This is a genomic window from Pediococcus sp. M21F004, from assembly GCF_051122535.1.
GTDB classification, from domain to species: Bacteria; Bacillota; Bacilli; order Lactobacillales; family Lactobacillaceae; genus Pediococcus; species Pediococcus inopinatus.
Genome location: NZ_CP177314.1, coordinates 1,720,639 through 1,742,151 on the forward strand (window position 1 = coordinate 1,720,639; position 21,513 = coordinate 1,742,151).

Sequence of the window (21,513 nt, forward strand, 5' to 3'; positions counted from 1 at the left end):
ATAAAACTACGTAGGCTGTTTTTTTGATTTAAAAAGTTACATAGTTTACTATATAAAAAGTTTATATAGCAAACAATTTTGAAATATCCATTGTAGATAGCTTTATGATAGCGCTAACCTTTGATATACTATAGGCAATTAAATGAAATTGTGATAATTTCTTCGAAAAACGATAAAATTTGTTTATTTTTAACCTATACCAATCAAACCGAATGATTAATAAATCGGACAATGTTTGACTGAAAACATGGAAAAGGACAGATATGGGAAATACAGAGTTGAATAAAATTCAAAAAGAATTACTAAAAATTTCTAAATGGACGGCGTTAGTTTATATCATTGCTGTTTATTTAATTTCGGCAACGGCTAAGTATGTTTTTTTTATGGATAAGATAACGAACTGGCTTTACTTAGGGTTATTCTTTTTAACTATGATTATTCAACTCGCGTTTGTTTTTAGTCTGCTTCGGTTTAGAATTGAAGCTATCATTTTGATGCAATTAATTATATTAATGGGCTCGTATGTGTTTATTGGACGTGGAATTCCGATTGTAATGGGGATGGCACCCGTAATTTTATTGGAAATTTGGAACTTTTCAAAAGGGAAAGAACGTATGGCAATGTTGGTGCCAGTAGTTTTGATCTTTTCGGCTATGTATTTTGAAAATATTTTTAAGAATTTTAGTATAGGGCATACAATCATTTTATTAGAACTGGGAGCTTTTGTTACTGTGGCCGCCTTATACACGCAAACTACCTTCACGAGGCAGTTTATTGAATTAAAAAAAAGTCAGAAATTGTATGCACAATTAGAGAGCGTTTATGATCAGGTCGAACAAACGACGATTGAAGTGGAACGGGATCGAATTGCGCGTGATTTTCACGATTCAATTATTCAACAGATTATTGGAAATTTATTGAATTTGGAAGCAACAGCAAATGAAATGAAAAAGGGTGGGAGTCGTGAAAAAAGTTTAGCTGAAATAGAACACGTGATTGATCAGTCACGTGAAATGGTCATTAATTCTCGAGCGATCGTTAAAAATTTGAAGACTAATCGAGATTTAAATCTGGAAACTAGAATTAATATTTTAAGCAGCACTTTTAAAAAGAACTATCATTTAGATGTTCAGAGCACAATTAAAGGACATCCGGATTTTTCTTCGGAAGTATTTTACCAACTTGAAATGATCATTCATGAATGTCTGATCAATGTCAGTAAACATAGCAATGTGCATAGTGCTATTGTTCTTGGAGAGCCTAATGGTGATAAGTATTGCGTACGAATTATTGATTTTGGAAAAGGGTTTGATGTGAAAAATGTCCCTAAAGGTGGATTGAATTTTGGCTTAAAAAATATTTCTGAACGTGCAAAATCGATTAATGGGAGTTTTGAAATTAATTCAGTAAAAGGCGAAGGCACCACCATTATAGTTAATGTGCCACTTGGAGGATCAAAATGATAAAAATAATGATCGTTGATAATCACCCAGTGTTTCGAGAAGGCTTAAAATCCGTGTTTGATAGTAATCCAGATATTAAAGTTGTTTCTGAAGCGGAAAATGGGAAAATAGCGCTCGATTTATTAGATACCGTTAATATTGACGTGATGCTATTGGACATTCGGATGCCAGTTTTAAACGGCACCTCTACATTAAGTCGGGTTAAAAGCCAATTTCCAGAAGTCAAAGTTATTATTCTTACAACATATGAGGATATCGGTGTTTTTAGTAAAGCGATGGCATTAAAGGCCGACGGGTACTTGCTAAAATATGCAACGACGGAAATAATTTTTCAAACAATTAATGATGTCATGAATGGAAAAGTGATTGTTTCGCCTGAAATGTTACAGAACACGACGGATTATCGAAACGTAAAATATGAATTATCCGAAGAAGATTTGGACTTACTTACAAGAATTGCTAGAGGCGAGCATAGTTCCAAGATTGCCAAAGATCTTCATTTTAGCGAAAGGACTATCAAAGGTCGCTTGACCAGTATTTATAGTAAATTAGGAGTAGACAGTCGGGCAGCAGCCGTTGCAAAAGTGATGCAACTAGAATTGATTAGGCTATAGAATGGGCAAATCTTTAGAATAAAAGTGTGATTTAGATGAGAATTCTAAATCACACTTTTTTTGTAGACCAATTTATAAATATATTTAATCGAACAATAAAGAATAGATGAAAATAGTTTTGAAAAACGAAGGGGCAGGGAGAAATCCCCAAAAAATAAATAGTGAGGTTTCCCGTTCGGAAAGTTATGTTGTCCCAAACGGACGTTGAGAATCTATTGCTTAGAATATATGATTAAACGCAACTGGTAGATATATGGGAACGTTCTCATTTACCATTAAGCTTTTTTGAATTATTAGGCGGTAGGAAAACTCAAAATGAGTGTAGTTGCTTTTTTATAAGGAGGAGTAATGATAATGGGTAAAAATAATCGACTTGGACAAGCGAGTAAAGTTTCTGAACATTTCAAGATGTATAAGGATGGAAAAACGTGGGTATTCGCAGGATTAGCGATGCTTTCATTAGGGATTGGGTTAGCAAATCCAGCAAAAGATGTTCATGCGGATGAAAACACACCCCCAGTGACCAATGCCGCCTCAGTAAACAGCAGTGCGGATAGTAAGGAAGAAGTCTCGGCAGTCAGCGGTACAAGCTCAGAAGCAGATGTTAATTCAAGTGCAGATCCCGCTACAAAGACGGCAGTTAGTTCCGAGGCCACGAGCTCTGTTTCAGAAAGCGCGACAGTATCTAGTGCTACAGAAAAAAGTTCAGCATCAAGTTCTACTGCCCCAAGTGCAACAGCACAGAGTTCAGCATCAAATTTTGCTGCCCCAAGTGCAACAGTACAGAGTTCAGCGGCATCAAACTCAGTAGCAACCGTTTCAGACGCCGTTAGTTCAGGTACTGCAAATAAAAAGGCTGATGCAAACGTAACTAATTTAGTAAATCCAACCAGTACCGAACTTAACAATACCAAATCAGAGGCAGAATCTACCTATCTTGCAACGGGGCAAGCGCAAGTAGTTACTGCAACTAAGGCTACTGTGCCTATAGACACAAATAGCCAAAGTTATAAAAATGGTTATGCTCAAGCTAGCTACGACATTGTTGAAAAAAAAAGATTAGCTTCTACAGCAAATAATGTTGGTGTGGCAGGGTCAATAACCCTTGTACCCGGTGGTTATACAACTTTACGGAATTTATATGGGTTAGGCAAAGTATATGAGGCGGGGCGGATTGCCAATGGTGTTGACACGTCAAAGGATGTTCATTTAGATATATCACCTGAGACCGTGGGAAACAGTGTTTTACTTCCTTATCCACAAGTACATGTTGATATTTCAAAAATAACAAAAACGGACATCCCTTATGGTATTGACATCAGTGATCCAAAGGCGTGGTGGGTCGATAGTGTCGATGTTGACAATAATTTTCTTGGTTTTGGTGGTACTGACAATGCACCAGATCATCTTGATGATGTCAATTATCAGGCTGGGTATCAAGCATATATTAAATTATGGGCCAAAGCGCAAGATGCATATTTTGAGGCGTTAGGTGCTGGCTTAAAGGACAATCTTGCTTTATATGCAAACTCCATTGCCTATAATAAGGACGCTGTGTCTGGTAGCAATATGCCAGCAGATGTTCTGGGCATTGCATCTAATGCATTTAATTCTGCTCTTGCTTCTAATGATAAAAAGAATATTTGGACAATCTATCAGAATGCAGCTACTGCAGCTATGAAAACAGTACAGGATGTGAATTCGCCAAATTACGTTGCTGGTGACGCTAATTCAAATGCAGTTAAAGCAATTAGTGATACATTATGGCAGCTAAATCAGGCCTTTGCCGCTTATATTCCGATGTTCCAGCCAGCTATTCAGTCTTATATGGAAAAAGCAATTCTGGGTAATCCGGTATCATTGGGTGGTCAAAATGACTGGGACGTCCAATTTCTAAATGATGGTACCACGTTTGCGGATATCACTTACACTATTATGAATGGATATGCATATCAGGATCTTGGAGCGCTTGCCACTCAAATTGGTGACGTCCCATTTGCATCCATTTTCTTTTCACAATATATAACTAATATTTATACCTCTATCCGTAACACCATCGAAAGAGCTGATTATATTGCTGGGATCGATGGTGAAAATGATTATTTACACGATTTGCTGCAAAATAAGACAGCATTTGATCCAAGCACATCTCTAACTAACCTGAAGACAACTATTGTCGAAGGAAAAGATTTACTTTCAGATCACAATGGTGGCAAATTAGCACTATTCACTGACAATCATGATGCAAAAGATACCACGAAGTTAGCCCATGATGGTTTTTATATGACAACGGCTACGTACCTTAACAACAGTACTGAAAATATTAAACAGGCCGCGTTCCAAGCAGCTATTAGTGGTAAAACGCAAGATGTCAGTCAATTTTTGCTAACTAAAACGAACACCATGGTTAAAAATCTAAATTCTGCTGGGAAATCACAATCGGCAACAGTTGTCCTAGACAATAAAGGTAATGAATACTCTGACTATTCTGATAACCTGACTGACACAAATGCTTTAATTAAATCAGTTTACGATGCCGAATATCAAGCAGTTCAAAAAGCGATGGCTGATTACAAAGCTGATCCAACTACCGCTGGTAAGAAGAGTTATAAAATCGTATATACCCAATATTCTGATAATTCATATTCATCAAAGTGGGTATTGGATACTGATTCAACTGTAGCGCCAGGCACATTCACATGGACCAGCCCGGTTTCTATGAATGACACTAAAAACTGGTATACGCCGCATATTGGTGAATCCACTATCAGTTCTTATAACAGTCCAGGTAAAAATGATACTGGCGGCAGTATTTATACTTCGTATTCGTTAGACGTATCTGATTATAATAATATGTTTAACTATTTGGTGGCCACTACACCAGCTTCAGCAACCATTACCTATGTAACTAAGGATGGTAAAACTGTTGATAGTCCAAAATCTATTTTTGGCCAGATAAGTGATTCCGCTGTTAAATATGTTATCGCTGCACCAAGTGGTTTTGAAGTTGATGATCCTAATTACCCTAACTACAAAGTTGGGGATACTATCTCAATTTCATTGACGGATGATGATACTGACAACCGGACAATTCAAGTTGTGGCAATCATCTACTCACCAAATAATCCAGGTGATATTACTGGTACCGGCGTAACCTACTTAACTGGTAAAGCTGACGAAAAAATCACTTACGCTGCAGGTAACGGCGCAACAGAAAATGATTTACCAGTTAACACCTCAGTAGCTACGACCGATCCACTTTATGGTACACATACATTTGCAACTGCCAGTGCCAACATTTACCGAACTGCTCATTTAGACAATGACGGTACTGTGGTTTATGCAAATTGGACAACTAATGCTAGCGGTACTGCAACTGCCAATGATGTGGTTGCTGATAGTGCGGTGATTGCTGCATACAAACCAGCAGCTAAACCTGGTTATTCACAACTTGTTACCGGTACGACAGTCAATGACGTAGCCGCAGTGGAACCCAATGCTGATATTACTGCTGCATCGTTTGGAAACGAGCGGGCTACAAATCCTGTTGATAATAACCCAGTACCTGGTGATGATAATGAATATTTAGGTAAAGAAACTGAAGAGCTATTTAATATTGTGCGAACGATTGCGCTAAGTACTGACAGAATTGTTCAAAATGAAGATGTCAAAGTAAGTCAGACGATTCATTATACTGGAGCAGGTACTGCAACACCGGGAGATTTTCCGCAAACGGTTACGTACCAAGTTGTGACCAATGAAACAACTGGTAAAGTATCGTGGACTCCACAGGGTGGCTATGGGGCTGTCACAAGTCCAAAAGTTTTAGGGTATTCACCTGATCAAGTAACAGTGAAGTCTGTTAGTCCTAACGCTGTTATATTAAACATTGGTGAAGCACCTAAAAACACTGTCATTACAGTTACTTACACTGAAAATGAAACGGTTACGGTTGAGCCAACTAATCCCAAAAATCCGAATACACCAATTGACCCGGGCAATCCGGACGGTCCAAAGTATCCGGAAGGAGTGACTGGAGAAGATCTGAACAAGACCGTCAGTCGAACGATCACATACAGCGTAGTTGTTGATCCTGTCTTACCAACAGTAACAACACCAGGAATGGTTACCCAGACAGGTGATTATACCCGAAATGCAATCGTTGATGCCAAAACTGGTGAGTTCTTACGTTATGGTGAATGGATGCTAAGCGTTAATAATGACACTAACAATAATAATGATGGTTTTACAGCTGTTATCAGTCCAAAATTGGCAGGTTACACGGCCGATAAAAACGCAGGTGTCGTGTCATTAACTGATACTCAAGTGGACAAATTTGTGGCAGCATCGCAAGACGTCAAAGTTGTATACAGTAGTAACGGTGGTACTATTGTTCAACCAACTGATCCAAAAGATCCAACTCAACCAATTGACCCGAATAATCCAGACGGACCAAAGTATCCCGAAGGTGTGATAGAAAGTGATTTGAACAAGACAATCAGTCGCGAGATCGCGTACAACGTGGTTGTCGATTCAGATCTACCAAGTGTCACGACTCCGGAACCGATTAAACAAACCGGTAAGTATGTGCGAACAGCGATTGTGGATAGTAAAACTGGTGAGTTATTAGGCTATGGTGACTGGACTCTCAGTGAAAATAGTGATGAGGACCAGACGAATGATGGCTTTACTGCCGTAACCAGTCCCAAATTAACTGGGTATAGTGCAGATAAGAACGCAACGGCTGTTACATTAAGTAATGCGGAAGTGGACAAATTTGTCGCAGCATCACAAGATGTTCAAGTTCAATACACTAGCAATGGCACAGTTATCGTCGAACCAAGTGATCCGAAGGATCCCACGGATCCCACGGATCCAGTAGATCCAACCGATCCGGAAGGACCGAAGTATCTAGAAGGCGTGACGGAAAGTGATTTGAACAAGACAATCAGTCGCGAGATCGCGTACAACGTGGTTGTCGATTCAGATCTACCAAGTGTCACGACTCCGGAACCGATTAAACAAACCGGTAAGTATGTGCGAACAGCGATTGTGGATAGTAAAACTGGTGAGTTATTAGGCTATGGTGACTGGACTCTCAGTGAAAATAGTGATGAAGACCAGACAAATGATGGTTTTACAGCCGTAACTAGTCCCAAATTAACCGGGTATAGCGCAGATAAGAACGTTGCGGCCGTCGCATTAAGTAATGCGGAAGTGGACAAATTTGTCGCAGCATCACAAGATGTTCAGGTTCAATACACTAGCAATGGCACAGTTATCGTCGAACCAAGTGATCCGAAGGATCCCACGGATCCAGTAGATCCAACCGATCCGGAAGGACCAAAGTATCCCGAAGGTGTGACAGAGAGCGATTTGAACAAGACTGTTAGCCGGACGATCACGTACAAAGTGGTTGTGGATCCCGACCTACCAAGTGTCACAACACCAAGAACGGTTACCCAAACCGGTAAATATACGCGGACTGCAACCGTTGATGGTAAAACTGGTGAACTACTAGGATATAGTGCATGGGTCTTAACGGCTAATAGTGATGATAATCACAACAATGACGGTTTGATCGCTGTTACTAATCCAAAGATTTCAGGCTATACAGCTGATAAGACAGTGAACGACATTAAGTTAACAGATAGTGATATTACTGGTTTTAAGGCAGCTTCACAAGATGTCTTAGTGACTTACACAAGTAACGGCGGCGTAATCGTTGAACCTACCGATCCAAAAGATCCGACAACACCAATTGATCCGACTGATCCTGAGGGGCCTAAATATCCCGAAGGTGTAGATGAAAAAGATCTGAACAAAATGGTTAGTCGTGAAATCATTTACAAAGGTGCTGGAAGTGCTACTCCAAAGGCTGTTACTCAAACTGCAAGTTATGGACGTACAGCAGTAGTTGATAGTAAGACAGGTGAGTTATTAGGTTATGGCGATTGGGTATTATCAACAAACAATGATGGTAATGACAATAATGATGGCTTTAAGGCTGTTACGAGTCCTAAGGTTTATGGATATGTGGCTGATAAAAATGCCTCTGCTATTGATTTAACCGATGAGGACGTTTCAAACTTCAAGGCTAATTCAGATGATGTGGTAGTAACATACACTCGTGATGGGGATCTTGAGATCACTGAGCCTACAGATCCAACTCAACCAGTTGATCCAAATAACCCAGAAGGTCCTAAGTTGCCGGTAATCACTGCTGATGATTTGAACCAAACAGTTACCCGAACAATCACTTACACTATCAAATCAAGTAACGATCCTAATGCGCCAGCTGCGCCTGAAAAAGTTATTCAGTCAACAAAATACAAGCGAAGTGCCTTAGTTGATAAGGTGACTGGAGAACTTCTTGGATACACTGAATGGACTGTAAACGGTGTAAATGGGTTTGCTGGAGTTGATAGTCCAAAAATTCAGAATTATCTGGCAAGTTTAGCAAGCATTTCTGCAATCGAGTTATCGAGTGGAGAAGTTGAAGCAATTCATACCAATGGTAATGGACTGAATGAGTTAGTTACCTATACCTTTACAGGAACTTCAACTCCACCTAAGGATCCAAATGGTGGCGTAAAAGAACCAGAAGGCAATCAAAATGTTGATGGCGACGGTAATGATGAGCAGCCAGTGAGTGGCAATGATACAAGTAGTCATATCGGAGACAATGCTAATACTGGTAATGTGTCAATTGTAAAAACATCAACTGTTAAAGGTGATGTTACGAAGCAAAATACAAATTCTAATAAACAGAAGTTACCACAAACAGATGAAAGCTCTGATTCATTCTTGTACACGATCGGAATGCTTATTCTTGGACTTACTGGTTTGTTAGGAATTGGTCGGAAACGGCGTCATGAAGACGAAAAGTAATTAAATGAAAGGAGCTTTAGAAACAGTATAAATAAAGAAGTATCAAAACTACATTGAGTTTTGATACTTTTTTGTGCACACGGCCTGATAGTGAAATATCCTTATTTGAATAATATGTTTTGGAGTAAGGATAATTTTACGATAGCATTTTATTTGAGAAAGCCAGATCCTTGTCGTTTGCGTAACCATCCAGAGCTAATAAAAGAATTTCATCATCATTGTTAGGATCGAGTTTGATGCTACTTGCATCAAAGTAACTAGAAAGACTATAAACACCGAAATTCATGCCATCAAAAAAGACATTTACCGGCTGAGTTTGGATGGTTCCCAACATTTCTTTATCTCTGATTGTTGAAGGATAAATCTCTTCGGTGGCTAAAATTTCTTTCCATAGAGAATATCCGGTCCCGTTTCTGGAATGAGTTTGGTCGGTGTAATCACCACGTAAGGAGAACTTACTTCTGGGCTGCCAAGTCCCAAACTGAACTGTTTTGGGAGTGGACTGTTCAAAGTCATTAAAGAGTTCAAATTCAAAATTACGGCGGTTAAAATCTTTGGTGTAATTTCCCTGAACGGAAAACTTGATTTGAGCCATCGTATTTTCACCGTTTGCTCGTCTAATTGTGACGCTGGATTTTTTCGACTTCGCTTTTGTACGTACCGCAGTATCACCGCCAATAAATAACGTGGTTAACGGTTTTCCCATCTTGGTTACTGTCTGCGAGCTTACCCAAAGACTTGAACCATTTGTAAAAATTTGTGTAAATTCTTGGCCATCACTGCGTGTAGCATGCGCCATTACCAGAATCGTTTGACCAGCTAGTTTATCTTTGTTGATGTAGCCAATTGGAATGTGACTAAACTTTTTAGTTTGTGGAATTTCTTTGAAATAAGGATAATCGATGTTTGTTTTAATCAATGTTGCTAATTGATTAGTTAAATTGATTTTTGCGTCAAACAATGGTGGAATGATGCCTTCTTTAGGAATCCAGACGTCATTTCCCTGCCATTTAAATTCAACAAAAGTCATGCCAGTATTTAAGGTTGCTTCTCGTTTAACACGGATATCAGTCCCGTGTAATGGCCGGGCATCACGATTCCCTGCAACTTCGCCATGATTGTATGGCCAAATCATACCCTTGTAAAGTCCGTCGAACCGGGCAGTTTGATCGATAGTTGCCTCGTAATCCACTTCTAACATACTTTTTACATACACATCGTAATTACTGTCTGACATAAGCTCACCTCAACTAATATATTCTAAGTTAATTTTACCATTAATTAATCAGATAGATTACTATTTTTAATATTTTCAATGAATAAGGTACGCAAGAAGTTATCGACAGACGACCTAATGATTGCTTATTATTTTTATAAGCGATAGTGCCGTGATAAACTGAAAGAAAACGGATCCATGGAGGTCGGCCATGCTAAGAAAATTTCGAAGAACATCTTTTTTTGAATTTGCTACCATTTTTCTACGTCGGTATAAAAAAGGAAACATCTCGAATAATGGAATTGTGTTAGCCTACTATACGTTGCTGTCCTTTTTTCCTTTGTTGCTGTTAATTGGCAATGTATTACCTCTATTAGATTTACCGGTCAACACCGTTTTAAAATACATTAATCGAATTATGCCGGAAAACATTTATAAAATTTTGAGTCCGTTAGTTAAACAACTGTTAACTACCAACAGTGGTGGAGTGCTTTCGATCGGAGTGGTGGTGGCTCTCTGGTCGGCCAGTAAGGGGGTCAACGCTTTTCAACAAGCTCTAAATGCGACTTATGACATGGAAAATACGACGAATGCGATATTGACGCGCATTTTATCCTTTCTGATTGTTTTATTGTTCATGGTCGCGTTAATTGTGATTGTTTTATCTTTCTCATTTGGGCAGGTTCTATTATCATATCTGGCGCCGATTCTTCAGTTGCCACCAGATTTTGTTAGCTTTCTGGAAATTATCAAATGGCCCGTTACGATCCTCGGGGTTGGGTTCATTTTGACGGTTCTTTATATGATTGTTCCAATAGCTAAAGTGCGCTGGCGGTACGTTTGGGTGGGAGCGCTGTTTGCGATGAGTGGACTTGTTATTTTAACCCAATTTTTCACCTTATATTTACGTTATTTTGGTGGTGAAGTAACCACCTATAAAACGATCGGCACCTTCATTGTCATCATGTTGTGGTTGGATTTGTTGGCAGAAATTATGTTAATTGGCGGGGTTATTAACGCCGCCTTACAAGAACAAAAAATGGGCTTACCGTTTAAACCCAAACTGAGCCGGCTAAAAAGAACCCACGAAGATGTCCATTAACTGGTATAATACAAACATAATTCAAGTTAAAGGTGTGACAATTACGGAATATATAAAAAAGCACAAATCCATAACCAGTGAGGCCATAATTGTGGTGTTAATGCTAATCGACTGGGTATTTGTTAGAAATATAATCGTCGTCAGCAATCATTTTTTTATGGCAGGATTATTACTTTTATTGATTGGTATTTTCTTTGTTTTGGAACGTGGTCATCTGTTTACAGGCTGGTTTAGACGGTCAGCTAAAGGCGAAGATGAAGCGGATCGCAAGAAGATTGATGTGCATAAAGTCGGTCGGGAGAAAAATAGTCCAATTGTGATTACAAAACCAGCGCATTATTTTTTGAATATTGGTGGCTTTACGATTGTCGTCAGTGTTTTAATTTCATTGTTTTAAATTAAAAAGGGCACGCTGTTTAAAAAGCAGCGTGTCCTTATTTTGATGATTAAAAAGCAAATTTTTGAATGGCCTTGGCCACTCCATCTTCTTCATTCGTACTGGTAACAAACGAGGCAAGTTCCTTAGCTTCAGGGATGGCATTTCCCATGGCAACCGCTGTATCAGCAAATTGCAGCATGGATAAGTCGTTTCCTTGATCGCCAATCGCCATGGCATTTTCAGGAAGCAAATCAAGACGTTTAGTTAAATCTCTCAATGCGTTACCTTTGCTGGCGGATTTGTTGAGAGCTTCAAGAAAATAAGGCTCGCTTTGGACAAAAGTATATTTATCCAAAAAAGTTTGGGGAAGTTTCTTTCGAAGAGTCGTAATTTTTTCTGGGGGATCAATGAACATCGCCTTAGAAATCTTTAAACTAGTTGGCATATCATTGACATCGCGATAGCGAATCCCCATTCGGACGTAAAAACTTTCGCCAATCGTGTACGGGCTAATGTTTTTATTGGCAGTATAAATATGATTTTCTGTTTCAACATGGAAATGATTGTGCAATTTGCGACTTAAGGCCTCTAAATCAACATAGTCATTATAATTTAAGGTATGGTGAATTAACACTCGCCCCTCGATTGTCTGGACTAAAGCGCCGTTGAAAGTGATGACGTATTGATCGTCACCTGAAAGCCCTAGGGTGCGCAAATGCTCAGCAACACCGGTAAGTGGGCGACCGGTACACAAAACAACTTTAATGCCAGCTTGACTAGCCTTTTTGATCACAGCGACTGTTTTGGCGGTAATGTGTTTGTCATCCGTGAGGAGTGTGCCATCTAAATCAATGGCAATTATTTTAATCATGAAAGATGGTCTCCTTTTGCGTCTAATAAAACGCCATTTTTAATGTAAGCTTGGAATTCTTTATAGATTGGGTGAAAAAGTTCGCCGTCGTCTTGAGACAACATTTTTTTCGGGAAGAAGAAACGTTGATCTCCAGAAACACGGCCGGTGATGGCAGCCACCAGAGCACTAACGGTCGATAGTTCCACTAAACTGCCATCGTGTTGCATGAGCTCGATTTGCGTTCGTGGTTTGCTGGTACTAGGGTCATAAGCGTCATAAGGTAAGTCATAACTATCGTTGATGGCCGTATAATACGTACTATTAAAACCAGCTTTTTCGATCAACTGACGTAATTCTGGCAGTAAGTATTCTGTTTCATGGGTGAAACGCATAGATTTAAGTGGAATTCGATTTAAAAAGCGATTGGATAGGTCGTTTAAAACGGGATCTTTGTCATCTTCCCACTGTTGAAAATACGTATTTAAAACGCCGTCGTCTAAACGTAGGTAATCTGCGACAGTTGCCGTGTGATTAAAAAACGGAATTAGGAAATAGGGGATGAATTCGCGTTGTTGTTCAGCCTCATTTTGATTATTGCCATAAATTTCGTTGGCTCGTTGCAGCAAGTGGCTTAAAATCATTTCCATCGAACGAGAAACAGGATGAAAGTATACCTGTAAGTACATTTGAAAACGACTAACGATAAAATCTTCTACGGCATGAATGCCACTAATTGAAAAGGCGATGCCACCTTTGTAGGGACGCATGACCCGTAAAATCCGCGTTAAATCAAATGTGCCATAATTAGTGCCAGTATAGTAAGAATCACGAAGTAAATAGTCCATCCGGTCGGCATCAATTTGACTAGAAATCATTTGGACAACCTGGGGATTGGGATATTTGTGTGAAATGACGCTAGCCACTTCGTCAGGAAATTTAGGTGACACTTGGCGCAAAACTTGATTGACTTCAGTTTCAGGATTGGTAATGATTTGTTCTGTATAGCTTTCATGATCGGTGTGAAAAATATGCTCGAAAGTATGAGAATAGGCACCATGACCGATATCATGTAGAAGAGCGGCACAAAGGGTAACTAGCCGTTCTGAATTATCCCAGAGACCATCATCTGGTGTTTGTGACGGATAGTTGCGTTCAAAATTATCACAAATTCTGCGGGCAACTTCGTAACAGCCTAATGAATGAGAAAAGCGGGTGTGTTCAGCACCGTGGAAAACAAGTGAAGTCGTGCCCAGTTGATGAATACGACGTAACCGTTGAAATTCTTTTGTATTAATCAAATCTAAAATGACCTGATTTTGGACGTAGACATAATCATGAACTGGATCTCGAAACACTTTTTCCATTGGTAACAATTTATTGCGATAATCCATGAAACAAGCTTCCCTTCATTTAAACTATTTATTAATAGTATAACAAAGTTTTAGCGATTGGTGATTTAAAGCCAAAACACTATGATGAACGAGACATTTTGGTTTATACTATAAGCCTTGTGGTAATAAGTCAAGTATGTAAAAAGCTTTGTTTTTATTATTTAATCAGTTCTTGAGAGTATAGCTTCCCCAGCCCACTAAAACAGTTAATTTAGCGGGTTAAGAAGGGACTCAGTATCGTAAACTCGAAAGCTATACCACTTTGGGTGGTATATAAAATTGATGGTTTCTAAGCAAGACTTCCACCAATCTTACAAGCTTTCGTGCCGTCAAGACAATAGCTCGACGATGACGATACTTGGGTACCTCTTCATATTTTTTGTGGTAATAGCGTTGGTAAGTAACATCATAACGTCTTATCGAGTTGGCAGCTTCAACTAGATAATAACGAAGATATTGATTACCCTTACGAGTTCGTGGTGTAGCTTGACGAACGCTTGTGCCTGATTCATGTGGTAACCAAGCCAGGCCAGCATACTTGGCAATATGACTTTCATCGGGAAAACGTTCAATTTGACCAATTTCTGCCACAATACCAGCCGCATAAACTGGGCCAATACCGGGAACACTAGTTAAACAATTGATATCTGTGATTTGAGTAGATATCTGTGTAATTGTTTTATCCAAAACTTGGATTTGTTTTTTTAACATCCGAATTTCATTCGCATAGACCGCCAAAATTTCATCAACAGAATCTGTTACGACTTTTGATAGGCGATAAGAAGAACGGGTTGCTTTCTTAATAGCTTTAGCAACGGCTTCGGCATCACCAAACTTACCGTGAGCTAACTGTTGAAGATGGGTGACTAATTCATCAAGAGGTAGCGCCGCTGCCTCGTCCAAGGTTAACTCTTCATCAGTAATTAGGGTCATCATAGTTGAACCAAAAACGGATGTTGGCAGCTCCCGTTCTAACGTATTACAACGATAATAAAGATTATTCAAAAAATGATTTTTAGAATCAGTCATTTGTTTAACCAAGTGATAACGTTCCCGTGTTAGACGTTGCAAAGCCACATAGTTTTCTTGGCGAGCAACTGAAGTTCCCAGTGGTTTGATCCGTAACAAATCAGCTAATTGTTTGGCATCAATCGCATCCGTCTTACCATCATCAAATAACTGGCTAAAATGATGTGACGTATAGGGGTTAATGGTGATAACCGATAAGCCTAAGGCTTGTAACTCGCTATCTTCGGCGAAAAAAGTCATCGGATGAAAATTATAGACCGAGGTGGCTTCCATACCAACAGTTATCTTTTCATAATGGTGGGTTTTAGTCTCAGTTAAGATTACCTGTTTAATTTTAACGGCACCATTAAGATCATTAGTAGTTTCATCTTGAAAACGGCAATGTTGATCAGAATCTAAAGCACAAAAGTCTAATTTATTTTTACCAACATCAATACCTAAATATAAATTCATAGGATAGGACCTCCTTTCACTTTGAATTAATTGGATAAGCTTAGGTGCTGCGTGATGTTCCCTAATTCCAACTCTAACGGGCATCCTCGCAATATAAGAAGACTAGATTAAAAGATTCAGCTGCGTGTCACGCGAGTGAACACGAATCAAATTAATCGCTACAGCTTGTGGTTTGCGGTGTTTCGAATTGTCTGGGCGGCGCGCTTATAACGTAGATAATCTACAGGAGATGAAAGCCTATACCAGTTGGACCTAAATCCAATGAACAATTAGAGAATATCACGCAACATCTAAGTAGGGAATAGTAAATAACAAAGTTTCAAATTATATAATACGAGGAAGATGTTTTTTTGAAAAGGGGTGCCAACTTTTATGGATGAACTAGATACTGGTGTGCCAATTGCCATCCATTTAGATACGTTTATTACTCAAGAGGGCGAACAATCACATTTTGCTTTTGACGAAGATGGCCAATTATTTCAAATGGGCGATTCAGTTTATTTACGTTATCAAGAAACAGATGAGCATACAAAAGACGAAATACCAGTAACAATGAAAATTGACGAAGACGGGGATGTGTTGTTAACACGAGCTGGCGAGAATAAATTACGTTTGCGTTTTAGTGATGGCAAACGAATTCAGGCGCGTTATCGAACACCGTATGGAATTTTACCAGTGGACACACTGACGCCGTTTTTAGAGATTCGCATGCGTGATCGACCAATTTCTGGAACCGTAAAAGTTGATTACCAATTGTTTGCCGGTGAAAGTTTATTAGGAGACTACAAAATTAGATTGCAATTTACAGCTTAAGTAATGTATTATAGGGAGTAGACTGTTGAAAGGACGTGCAACATTTTGGACTTGAAAATTTTTGATGGACAAGACAAAACAGAACTTTCATTAATCGAGGTTGCACATGCAATTCTTGCGCAACACGGTGATTCCATGGCTTTCGTGGATCTCGCTAATGAAGTTCAACAGTATCTTGGCAAAACCGATGAAGAATTCCGTGAACGTTTGTCACAATTCTATACAGATTTAAATACTGATGGTAGCTTTATTTCTTTGGGTGATAACAGTTGGGGCCTACGAACATGGTATCCCTTCGAATCCATTGATGAAGCCATTATTCATACTGAAGAAGACGAAGATGATACGCGTCCTAAGCATAAGAAACGTAAGAAGGTTAATGCTTTCTTAGTTGATGCTGCTGACGATGATGATGTAATTGATTATGACGCTGATGATCCAGAAGATGATGATGTTGTTGCCGGAAACGATGATGACGATTTTGATGCTGATTCAAGTAATGATGATTACACAGATTCCTCAAAAGACGATGACAGTGACGATTTACCTGATGATGATTTACCAGATGGGATTGAAGGGCAACTTTCAGAACTTGACGATGATGACTCTGACGATGATGAATAAGACCTTTTTCGAGGCTTGACATTATCTTTGTTACCTTGTATTATCTTTATTGGGCGCTTTGCTGTGTGCAAAGCCAACAGTACGGATTTTAAATTGTGCTCCCTATTCCAAATGAATAGGGAGCATTTTTATTATTTCTTGATTGTCCCTTAAAAAAACCTCAAAGGAGTTAGAAAATGACTAAATATATTTTTGTCACTGGCGGTGTTGTTTCTTCACTTGGAAAAGGAATCGTTGCAGCTTCTCTCGGACGTTTGCTTAAAAATCGCGGTTTGAAAGTGACCATCCAGAAGTTTGATCCATACATTAATGTGGATCCCGGAACGATGAGCCCATATCAACATGGGGAAGTTTTTGTTACAGATGATGGGACGGAAACAGATCTTGATTTGGGTCACTATGAACGATTCATCGATAATGATTTAAATAAGTATTCCAATGTGACAACGGGAAAAATTTATTCTGAGGTTTTAAAAAAGGAACGCCATGGTGACTATTTAGGTGCCACGGTTCAAGTAATTCCACATATTACAGACACTATTAAAGAAAAAATCATGCGTGCCGGCACGATCACCGACTCAGACATCGTGATTACTGAAATCGGGGGAACGGTTGGTGATATCGAATCATTACCATTCTTAGAAGCTTTACGTCAAATGAAGAGCGAAGTGGGTTCTGAAAATGTGGTTTATATCCACACAACTTTGATTCCTTACTTGCGAGCAGCTGGCGAAATGAAAACTAAGCCAACGCAACATAGTGTCAAGGAATTGCGTGGGGTTGGGATTCAACCAAACATTTTGGTTGTCCGAACTGAGCAACCAATTACCCAATCAATGCGAAACAAAATTGCGTTATTCTGTGACGTTGATCCAGAAGCTGTGATTGAATCACGCGATGTGGATAATCTTTACCAAATTCCTTTAAACCTTCAGGCTCAAGGAATGGACCAAATTATTATGGACCATTTTGGTTTGAAAACCCCACAGGCTGACATGGAAGATTGGCGTCAAATGACGGAACATGTCCGTAATGGACTCGATCATACTCTGAAGATTGCCTTGGTTGGTAAATATGTTGCCTTGCAAGATGCTTATATTTCTGTTTCTGAGGCCTTGAAACATGCCGGTTATCCGGTTAATGCCAAAATCGAAATTAAAAAAGTTGATTCCGAACAAATTACACCAGAAAATGTGGGTGAAGTTTTGGGCGACGTTGACGGGTTAATTGTCCCTGGAGGTTTTGGGGATCGTGGGATTGAAGGCATGATTACAGCTATTCAATACGCACGAGAGAGCGATTTGCCATTCTTAGGAATTTGTTTAGGGATGCAGATGGCTTCTGTTGAATTTGCCCGCAATGTCCTTGGACTCAAGGATGCCAATTCCACTGAAATGAATAAAGACACAAAACATAACATTATTGATTTAATGGCTGATCAAGAAGACGTTCAGGACATGGGCGGTACCCAACGTTTGGGACTTTACCCATGCAAGTTGAAACCCGGTTCTGTAGCTGCAAAAGCTTATGAAGATCAGGATGTCATTCAAGAACGTCATCGTCATCGGTTTGAATTTAACAATGAATATCGGGATGCCATGCAAGAACATGGACTAGTGTTCTCTGGAACATCACCTGATAATCATTTGGTTGAAGTTATTGAATTGCCCGAGAAGAAATTCTTCGTGGCTTCTCAATATCATCCAGAATTTTTATCACGTCCACAGCGTCCAGAAGGATTATTTAAAGCCTTCATTGAAGCTGCTAACGCATAATCAATAAAATTAAGAGTAGTGGCTGAATTTTTTAAATTCATCCGCTATTTTTTTATTTTAGAGCCTAAAAATTAAAAATAAATTAATCAGGAATAAGTTATTAAGATAAAATAACCCTTACACGGGTTCAGATGGGAATTTCTTTAAATTTATGGTTGTTTTTTTGATATAGATTATTTATGATTAGAATTGACTGTACAATTATTAGGATGTTTATAAGTGAGGAAAGTACACATGAAAAAAATGGTAATCCGAGGCGGACAACAACTTTCCGGTGAAATAACAATTGGCGGTGCAAAAAACAGCACAGTGGCATTAATTCCAGCCGCAATTTTAGCCGACACCCCTGTCCGCCTAGACTCTGTTCCTGACATTTTAGATGTTCATAATCTAATGATCATCCTTGAATCTATGAATGTACATTCTACGTTTAAAGATGGTGTCATGGAAATTGATCCAACTAACATAATTGAAAGTGCCTTACCTAGTAAGGCAATAAAAAGTTTGCGTGCTTCCTACTACTTTATGGGAGCATTGCTTGGTCGTTTCAAACGGGCAACTGTAAGTTTTCCTGGTGGTGATAATATTGGGCCTCGTCCAATCGATCAACACATTAAGGGATTCAAAGCTTTGGGAGCTACGGTTAACGAACAAAATGATTCTGTCTACATTACAACTGATACGCATGAACTCCATGGGGCACATATCTTTTTAGATGTCGTGTCAGTTGGAGCGACAATCAATGTGATTTTGGCAGCTGTTAAAGCTCATGGCCAAACAACCATTGAGAATGCAGCTCGTGAGCCTGAGATCATCGATTTAGTGTCCTTTTTGAATAGTATGGGCGCCAAGATTCGGGGCGCTGGGACTGATGTGATTCGGATTGAGGGTGTAGATAGCTTAGGCAGTAATGCAACGCATACAATTATTCCAGATCGCATTGAAGCTGGGACTTATTTGTCATTGGCAGCTTCAATTGGTGACGGGATTCAAATAAATAATATTATTCCGGAACATTTGGAGTCTTTTAACTCAAAACTGATTGAATTGGGCGTAGACCTGCAAGTTGGAGAAGACAGTATTTATGTGCCTAAGACGACTAATTTGCATGCCATTGAAATCAAAACGAATCCGTTTCCTGGGTTTGCGACTGATTTGCAACAGCCAATTACGCCTGCGTTAATGAAAGCAAGCGGCAGCAGTTTGGTGATTGATAGCATCTATCCTAAACGCATTAAACATATTTCACAGCTTCAAAAGATGGGCGCTGACATTCGCGTTGAAAATGATATTATCATCGTTAATCACACGGATGAGCTGCATGGCGCCACGGTTGAAGCCGGTGAAATCCGTGCAGGAGCGGCGTTAATGATTGCCGGACTTATGGCACACGGAACGACGACGATTCGGAAAGCAGAGAATATTCTTCGTGGGTATGATCGAATTGTCTATAAATTACAGCAATTAGGTGCCGATATTGAAATTGTGAGTGATGAAGCAGAAGTAGTGAAATAGGGGTATTTATGAGTGATTTTCTAACGATGGCGGAATTACAAAATATGACGCTCAAACAAATCTATAGTTTTGCGCGGCAATTTAAGATTCCTTATTATGGACAAATGAACAAAGCGGAATTGTCGCTGGCCCTGGTTCGTGCACAGGCAAAAGAACAAGATTTTGTGGAAATGGAAGGCGTCTTGGATATTGTGTCTCAAGAAGGCTTCGGTTTTTTACGACCAATTAATTACGGGCCCTCTCAAGAAGATATTTACATTTCAGCTTCGCAGATTACCAGGTTTGGTCTTCGTAATGGGGATCTTGTTACAGGTAAGGCAAGACATCCCAAACCTTCCGAGCGCTATTATGGACTTATGCACGTTGATCGGGTTAATGGTAAAAATCCAGAAGACGCCAAGCAGCGGCCTCATTTTCCAGCATTGACCCCGATTTATCCCAAACAACAAATTAAGTTAGAAACCACCTCAACAGCTTTAGCGACCAGATTGGTTGACGTTTTTACTCCAATTGGTTTTGGACAACGGGGACTAATTGTGGCTCCACCAAAAGCCGGGAAAACAACGCTTTTAAAAGCAATCGCTAACGGAATTACAACCAACTATCCCAAAGTTAAACTCATTGTTTTGCTAATTGATGAGCGGCCTGAAGAAGTAACTGATTTGGAACGTTCGATCAAAGGCGAAGTTGTGTCATCAACGTTTGATAAAGAACCAAAGAACCATATTCGCGTTTCTGAATTGGTTTTAGAACGGGCACTTCGTTTGGTTGAGGATAAAGAAGATGTTGTGATCCTATTAGACTCCATTACCCGTTTGACCCGGGCGTACAACTTGGTGATTCCACCGAGTGGGCGCACCCTTTCTGGAGGGATTGATCCAGCGGCCTTCTATAAACCCAAAAAGTTTTTTGGGGCAGCTCGAAATATTGAAGAGGGCGGCAGCTTAACGATCCTGGGCACAACCCTAGTGGACACGGGAAGTCGGTTAGATGATGTCATCTATGAAGAATTTAAAGGAACGGGTAATTCAGAATTAGTTTTGTCGCGTGAACTTGCAGAACGGCGGGTTTTCCCTGCTTTGGATATTAAACAATCAGGAACCAGAAAAGAAGAGCTTTTGTTGCCTCAAGGGACCTTAGATGAAGTGTGGCGAATTCGCCGTGCAATGACCGGAGATTCGCTTGATACAACGGAGCAACTATTACAATTTTTAAAAAATACAAAAAATGATCAAGAGTTTATCCATGATATTGAAAACGTCAAGTTCAAATCAACAGGGCGAAAACGACCATCTCGCTAAAAAGTGGTTTGCGTCTAACAGATATTCATGATATTATAGTGGTCGTTGATTAATAATGAAAAATAACTATGTCTCAGTAAATGACTCATGGCAA

The 21,513-nt window shown here is 39.4% G+C and carries 14 protein-coding genes; 10 read left to right on the top strand and 4 right to left on the bottom strand.

Annotated elements, in window-relative coordinates; genetic code table 11:
- Window positions 1-263: 263 nt before the first annotated feature.
- The 3 genes from ACLHK8_RS08605 to ACLHK8_RS08615 all read left to right on the top strand — a co-directional run bounded on the left by ACLHK8_RS08605 (window position 264) and on the right by ACLHK8_RS08615 (window position 8,968).
- Window positions 264-1,463 (top strand): sensor histidine kinase, encoded by a 1,200-nt coding sequence (locus ACLHK8_RS08605; protein ID WP_063698463.1) that lies wholly within the window; start codon window positions 264-266, stop codon window positions 1,461-1,463.
- The gene (locus ACLHK8_RS08610; protein WP_063698461.1) at window positions 1,460-2,077 is read left to right on the top strand and encodes a response regulator transcription factor; all 618 of its coding nucleotides are present in this window, start codon (window positions 1,460-1,462) and stop codon (window positions 2,075-2,077) included. Before ACLHK8_RS08605 ends, ACLHK8_RS08610 begins: the two co-directional genes overlap by 4 nt.
- 354 nt (window positions 2,078-2,431) lie before the next feature.
- Window positions 2,432-8,968: a mucin-binding protein gene (locus tag ACLHK8_RS08615; protein ID WP_434520306.1), complete on the top strand. Its 6,537-nt coding sequence runs from the start codon at window positions 2,432-2,434 to the stop codon at window positions 8,966-8,968.
- Window positions 8,969-9,104: 136 nt separating this feature from the next.
- On the opposite strand, the gene ACLHK8_RS08620 is transcribed toward ACLHK8_RS08615, so the two are convergent.
- Window positions 9,105-10,205 carry a GW dipeptide domain-containing protein gene (locus ACLHK8_RS08620; RefSeq protein ID WP_323714833.1) on the bottom strand — a complete coding sequence of 367 codons (1,101 nt, stop codon included), beginning with the start codon at window positions 10,203-10,205 and terminating at the stop codon, window positions 9,105-9,107.
- A gap of 190 nt (window positions 10,206-10,395) precedes the next feature.
- On the opposite strand from ACLHK8_RS08620, the gene ACLHK8_RS08625 reads away from it, so the two are divergent.
- Both ACLHK8_RS08625 and ACLHK8_RS08630 read left to right on the top strand, forming a co-directional pair.
- On the top strand, window positions 10,396-11,286 hold the full coding sequence (locus ACLHK8_RS08625) for a YihY/virulence factor BrkB family protein (protein WP_320531995.1): 891 nt from the start codon (window positions 10,396-10,398) through the stop codon (window positions 11,284-11,286).
- Window positions 11,276-11,683: a DUF3899 domain-containing protein gene (locus ACLHK8_RS08630; protein WP_434520307.1), complete on the top strand. Its 408-nt coding sequence runs from the start codon at window positions 11,276-11,278 to the stop codon at window positions 11,681-11,683. The genes ACLHK8_RS08625 and ACLHK8_RS08630 overlap by 11 nt, the downstream gene beginning before the upstream one ends.
- A 49-nt stretch (window positions 11,684-11,732) precedes the next feature.
- Here the strand turns inward: ACLHK8_RS08630 and yidA are convergent, their stop codons facing one another.
- From yidA to ACLHK8_RS08645, 3 genes are all read right to left on the bottom strand, one after another.
- Complete coding sequence (gene yidA / locus ACLHK8_RS08635) at window positions 11,733-12,536, bottom strand: sugar-phosphatase (protein ID WP_320531996.1); 804 nt, start codon at window positions 12,534-12,536, stop codon at window positions 11,733-11,735.
- Window positions 12,533-13,909: an HD domain-containing protein gene (locus ACLHK8_RS08640; RefSeq protein ID WP_323709013.1), complete on the bottom strand. Its 1,377-nt coding sequence runs from the start codon at window positions 13,907-13,909 to the stop codon at window positions 12,533-12,535. The genes yidA and ACLHK8_RS08640 overlap by 4 nt, the downstream gene beginning before the upstream one ends.
- A gap of 252 nt (window positions 13,910-14,161) precedes the next feature.
- A complete protein-coding gene (locus ACLHK8_RS08645) occupies window positions 14,162-15,391 on the bottom strand; it encodes an IS110 family transposase (RefSeq protein ID WP_057775612.1) in 1,230 nt (409 codons plus the stop codon).
- Window positions 15,392-15,763: 372 nt separating this feature from the next.
- On the opposite strand from ACLHK8_RS08645, the gene ACLHK8_RS08650 reads away from it, so the two are divergent.
- From ACLHK8_RS08650 to rho, 5 genes are all read left to right on the top strand, one after another.
- Window positions 15,764-16,204, top strand: coding sequence for a DUF1934 domain-containing protein (locus tag ACLHK8_RS08650; protein WP_320531998.1), 441 nt, complete (start codon window positions 15,764-15,766; stop codon window positions 16,202-16,204).
- 45 nt (window positions 16,205-16,249) lie between these two features.
- Window positions 16,250-16,828 carry a DNA-directed RNA polymerase subunit delta gene (rpoE, locus tag ACLHK8_RS08655; protein ID WP_057773244.1) on the top strand — a complete coding sequence of 193 codons (579 nt, stop codon included), beginning with the start codon at window positions 16,250-16,252 and terminating at the stop codon, window positions 16,826-16,828.
- A 176-nt stretch (window positions 16,829-17,004) separates the two neighbouring features.
- The gene (locus tag ACLHK8_RS08660; RefSeq protein WP_323714835.1) at window positions 17,005-18,603 is read left to right on the top strand and encodes a CTP synthase; all 1,599 of its coding nucleotides are present in this window, start codon (window positions 17,005-17,007) and stop codon (window positions 18,601-18,603) included.
- 234 nt (window positions 18,604-18,837) lie between these two features.
- A complete protein-coding gene (locus ACLHK8_RS08665) occupies window positions 18,838-20,118 on the top strand; it encodes a UDP-N-acetylglucosamine 1-carboxyvinyltransferase (RefSeq protein WP_057773249.1) in 1,281 nt (426 codons plus the stop codon).
- 8 nt (window positions 20,119-20,126) lie between these two features.
- Window positions 20,127-21,419 carry a transcription termination factor Rho gene (gene rho, locus ACLHK8_RS08670; RefSeq protein ID WP_057773251.1) on the top strand — a complete coding sequence of 431 codons (1,293 nt, stop codon included), beginning with the start codon at window positions 20,127-20,129 and terminating at the stop codon, window positions 21,417-21,419.
- The last annotated feature ends 94 nt before the right edge of the window (window positions 21,420-21,513 follow it).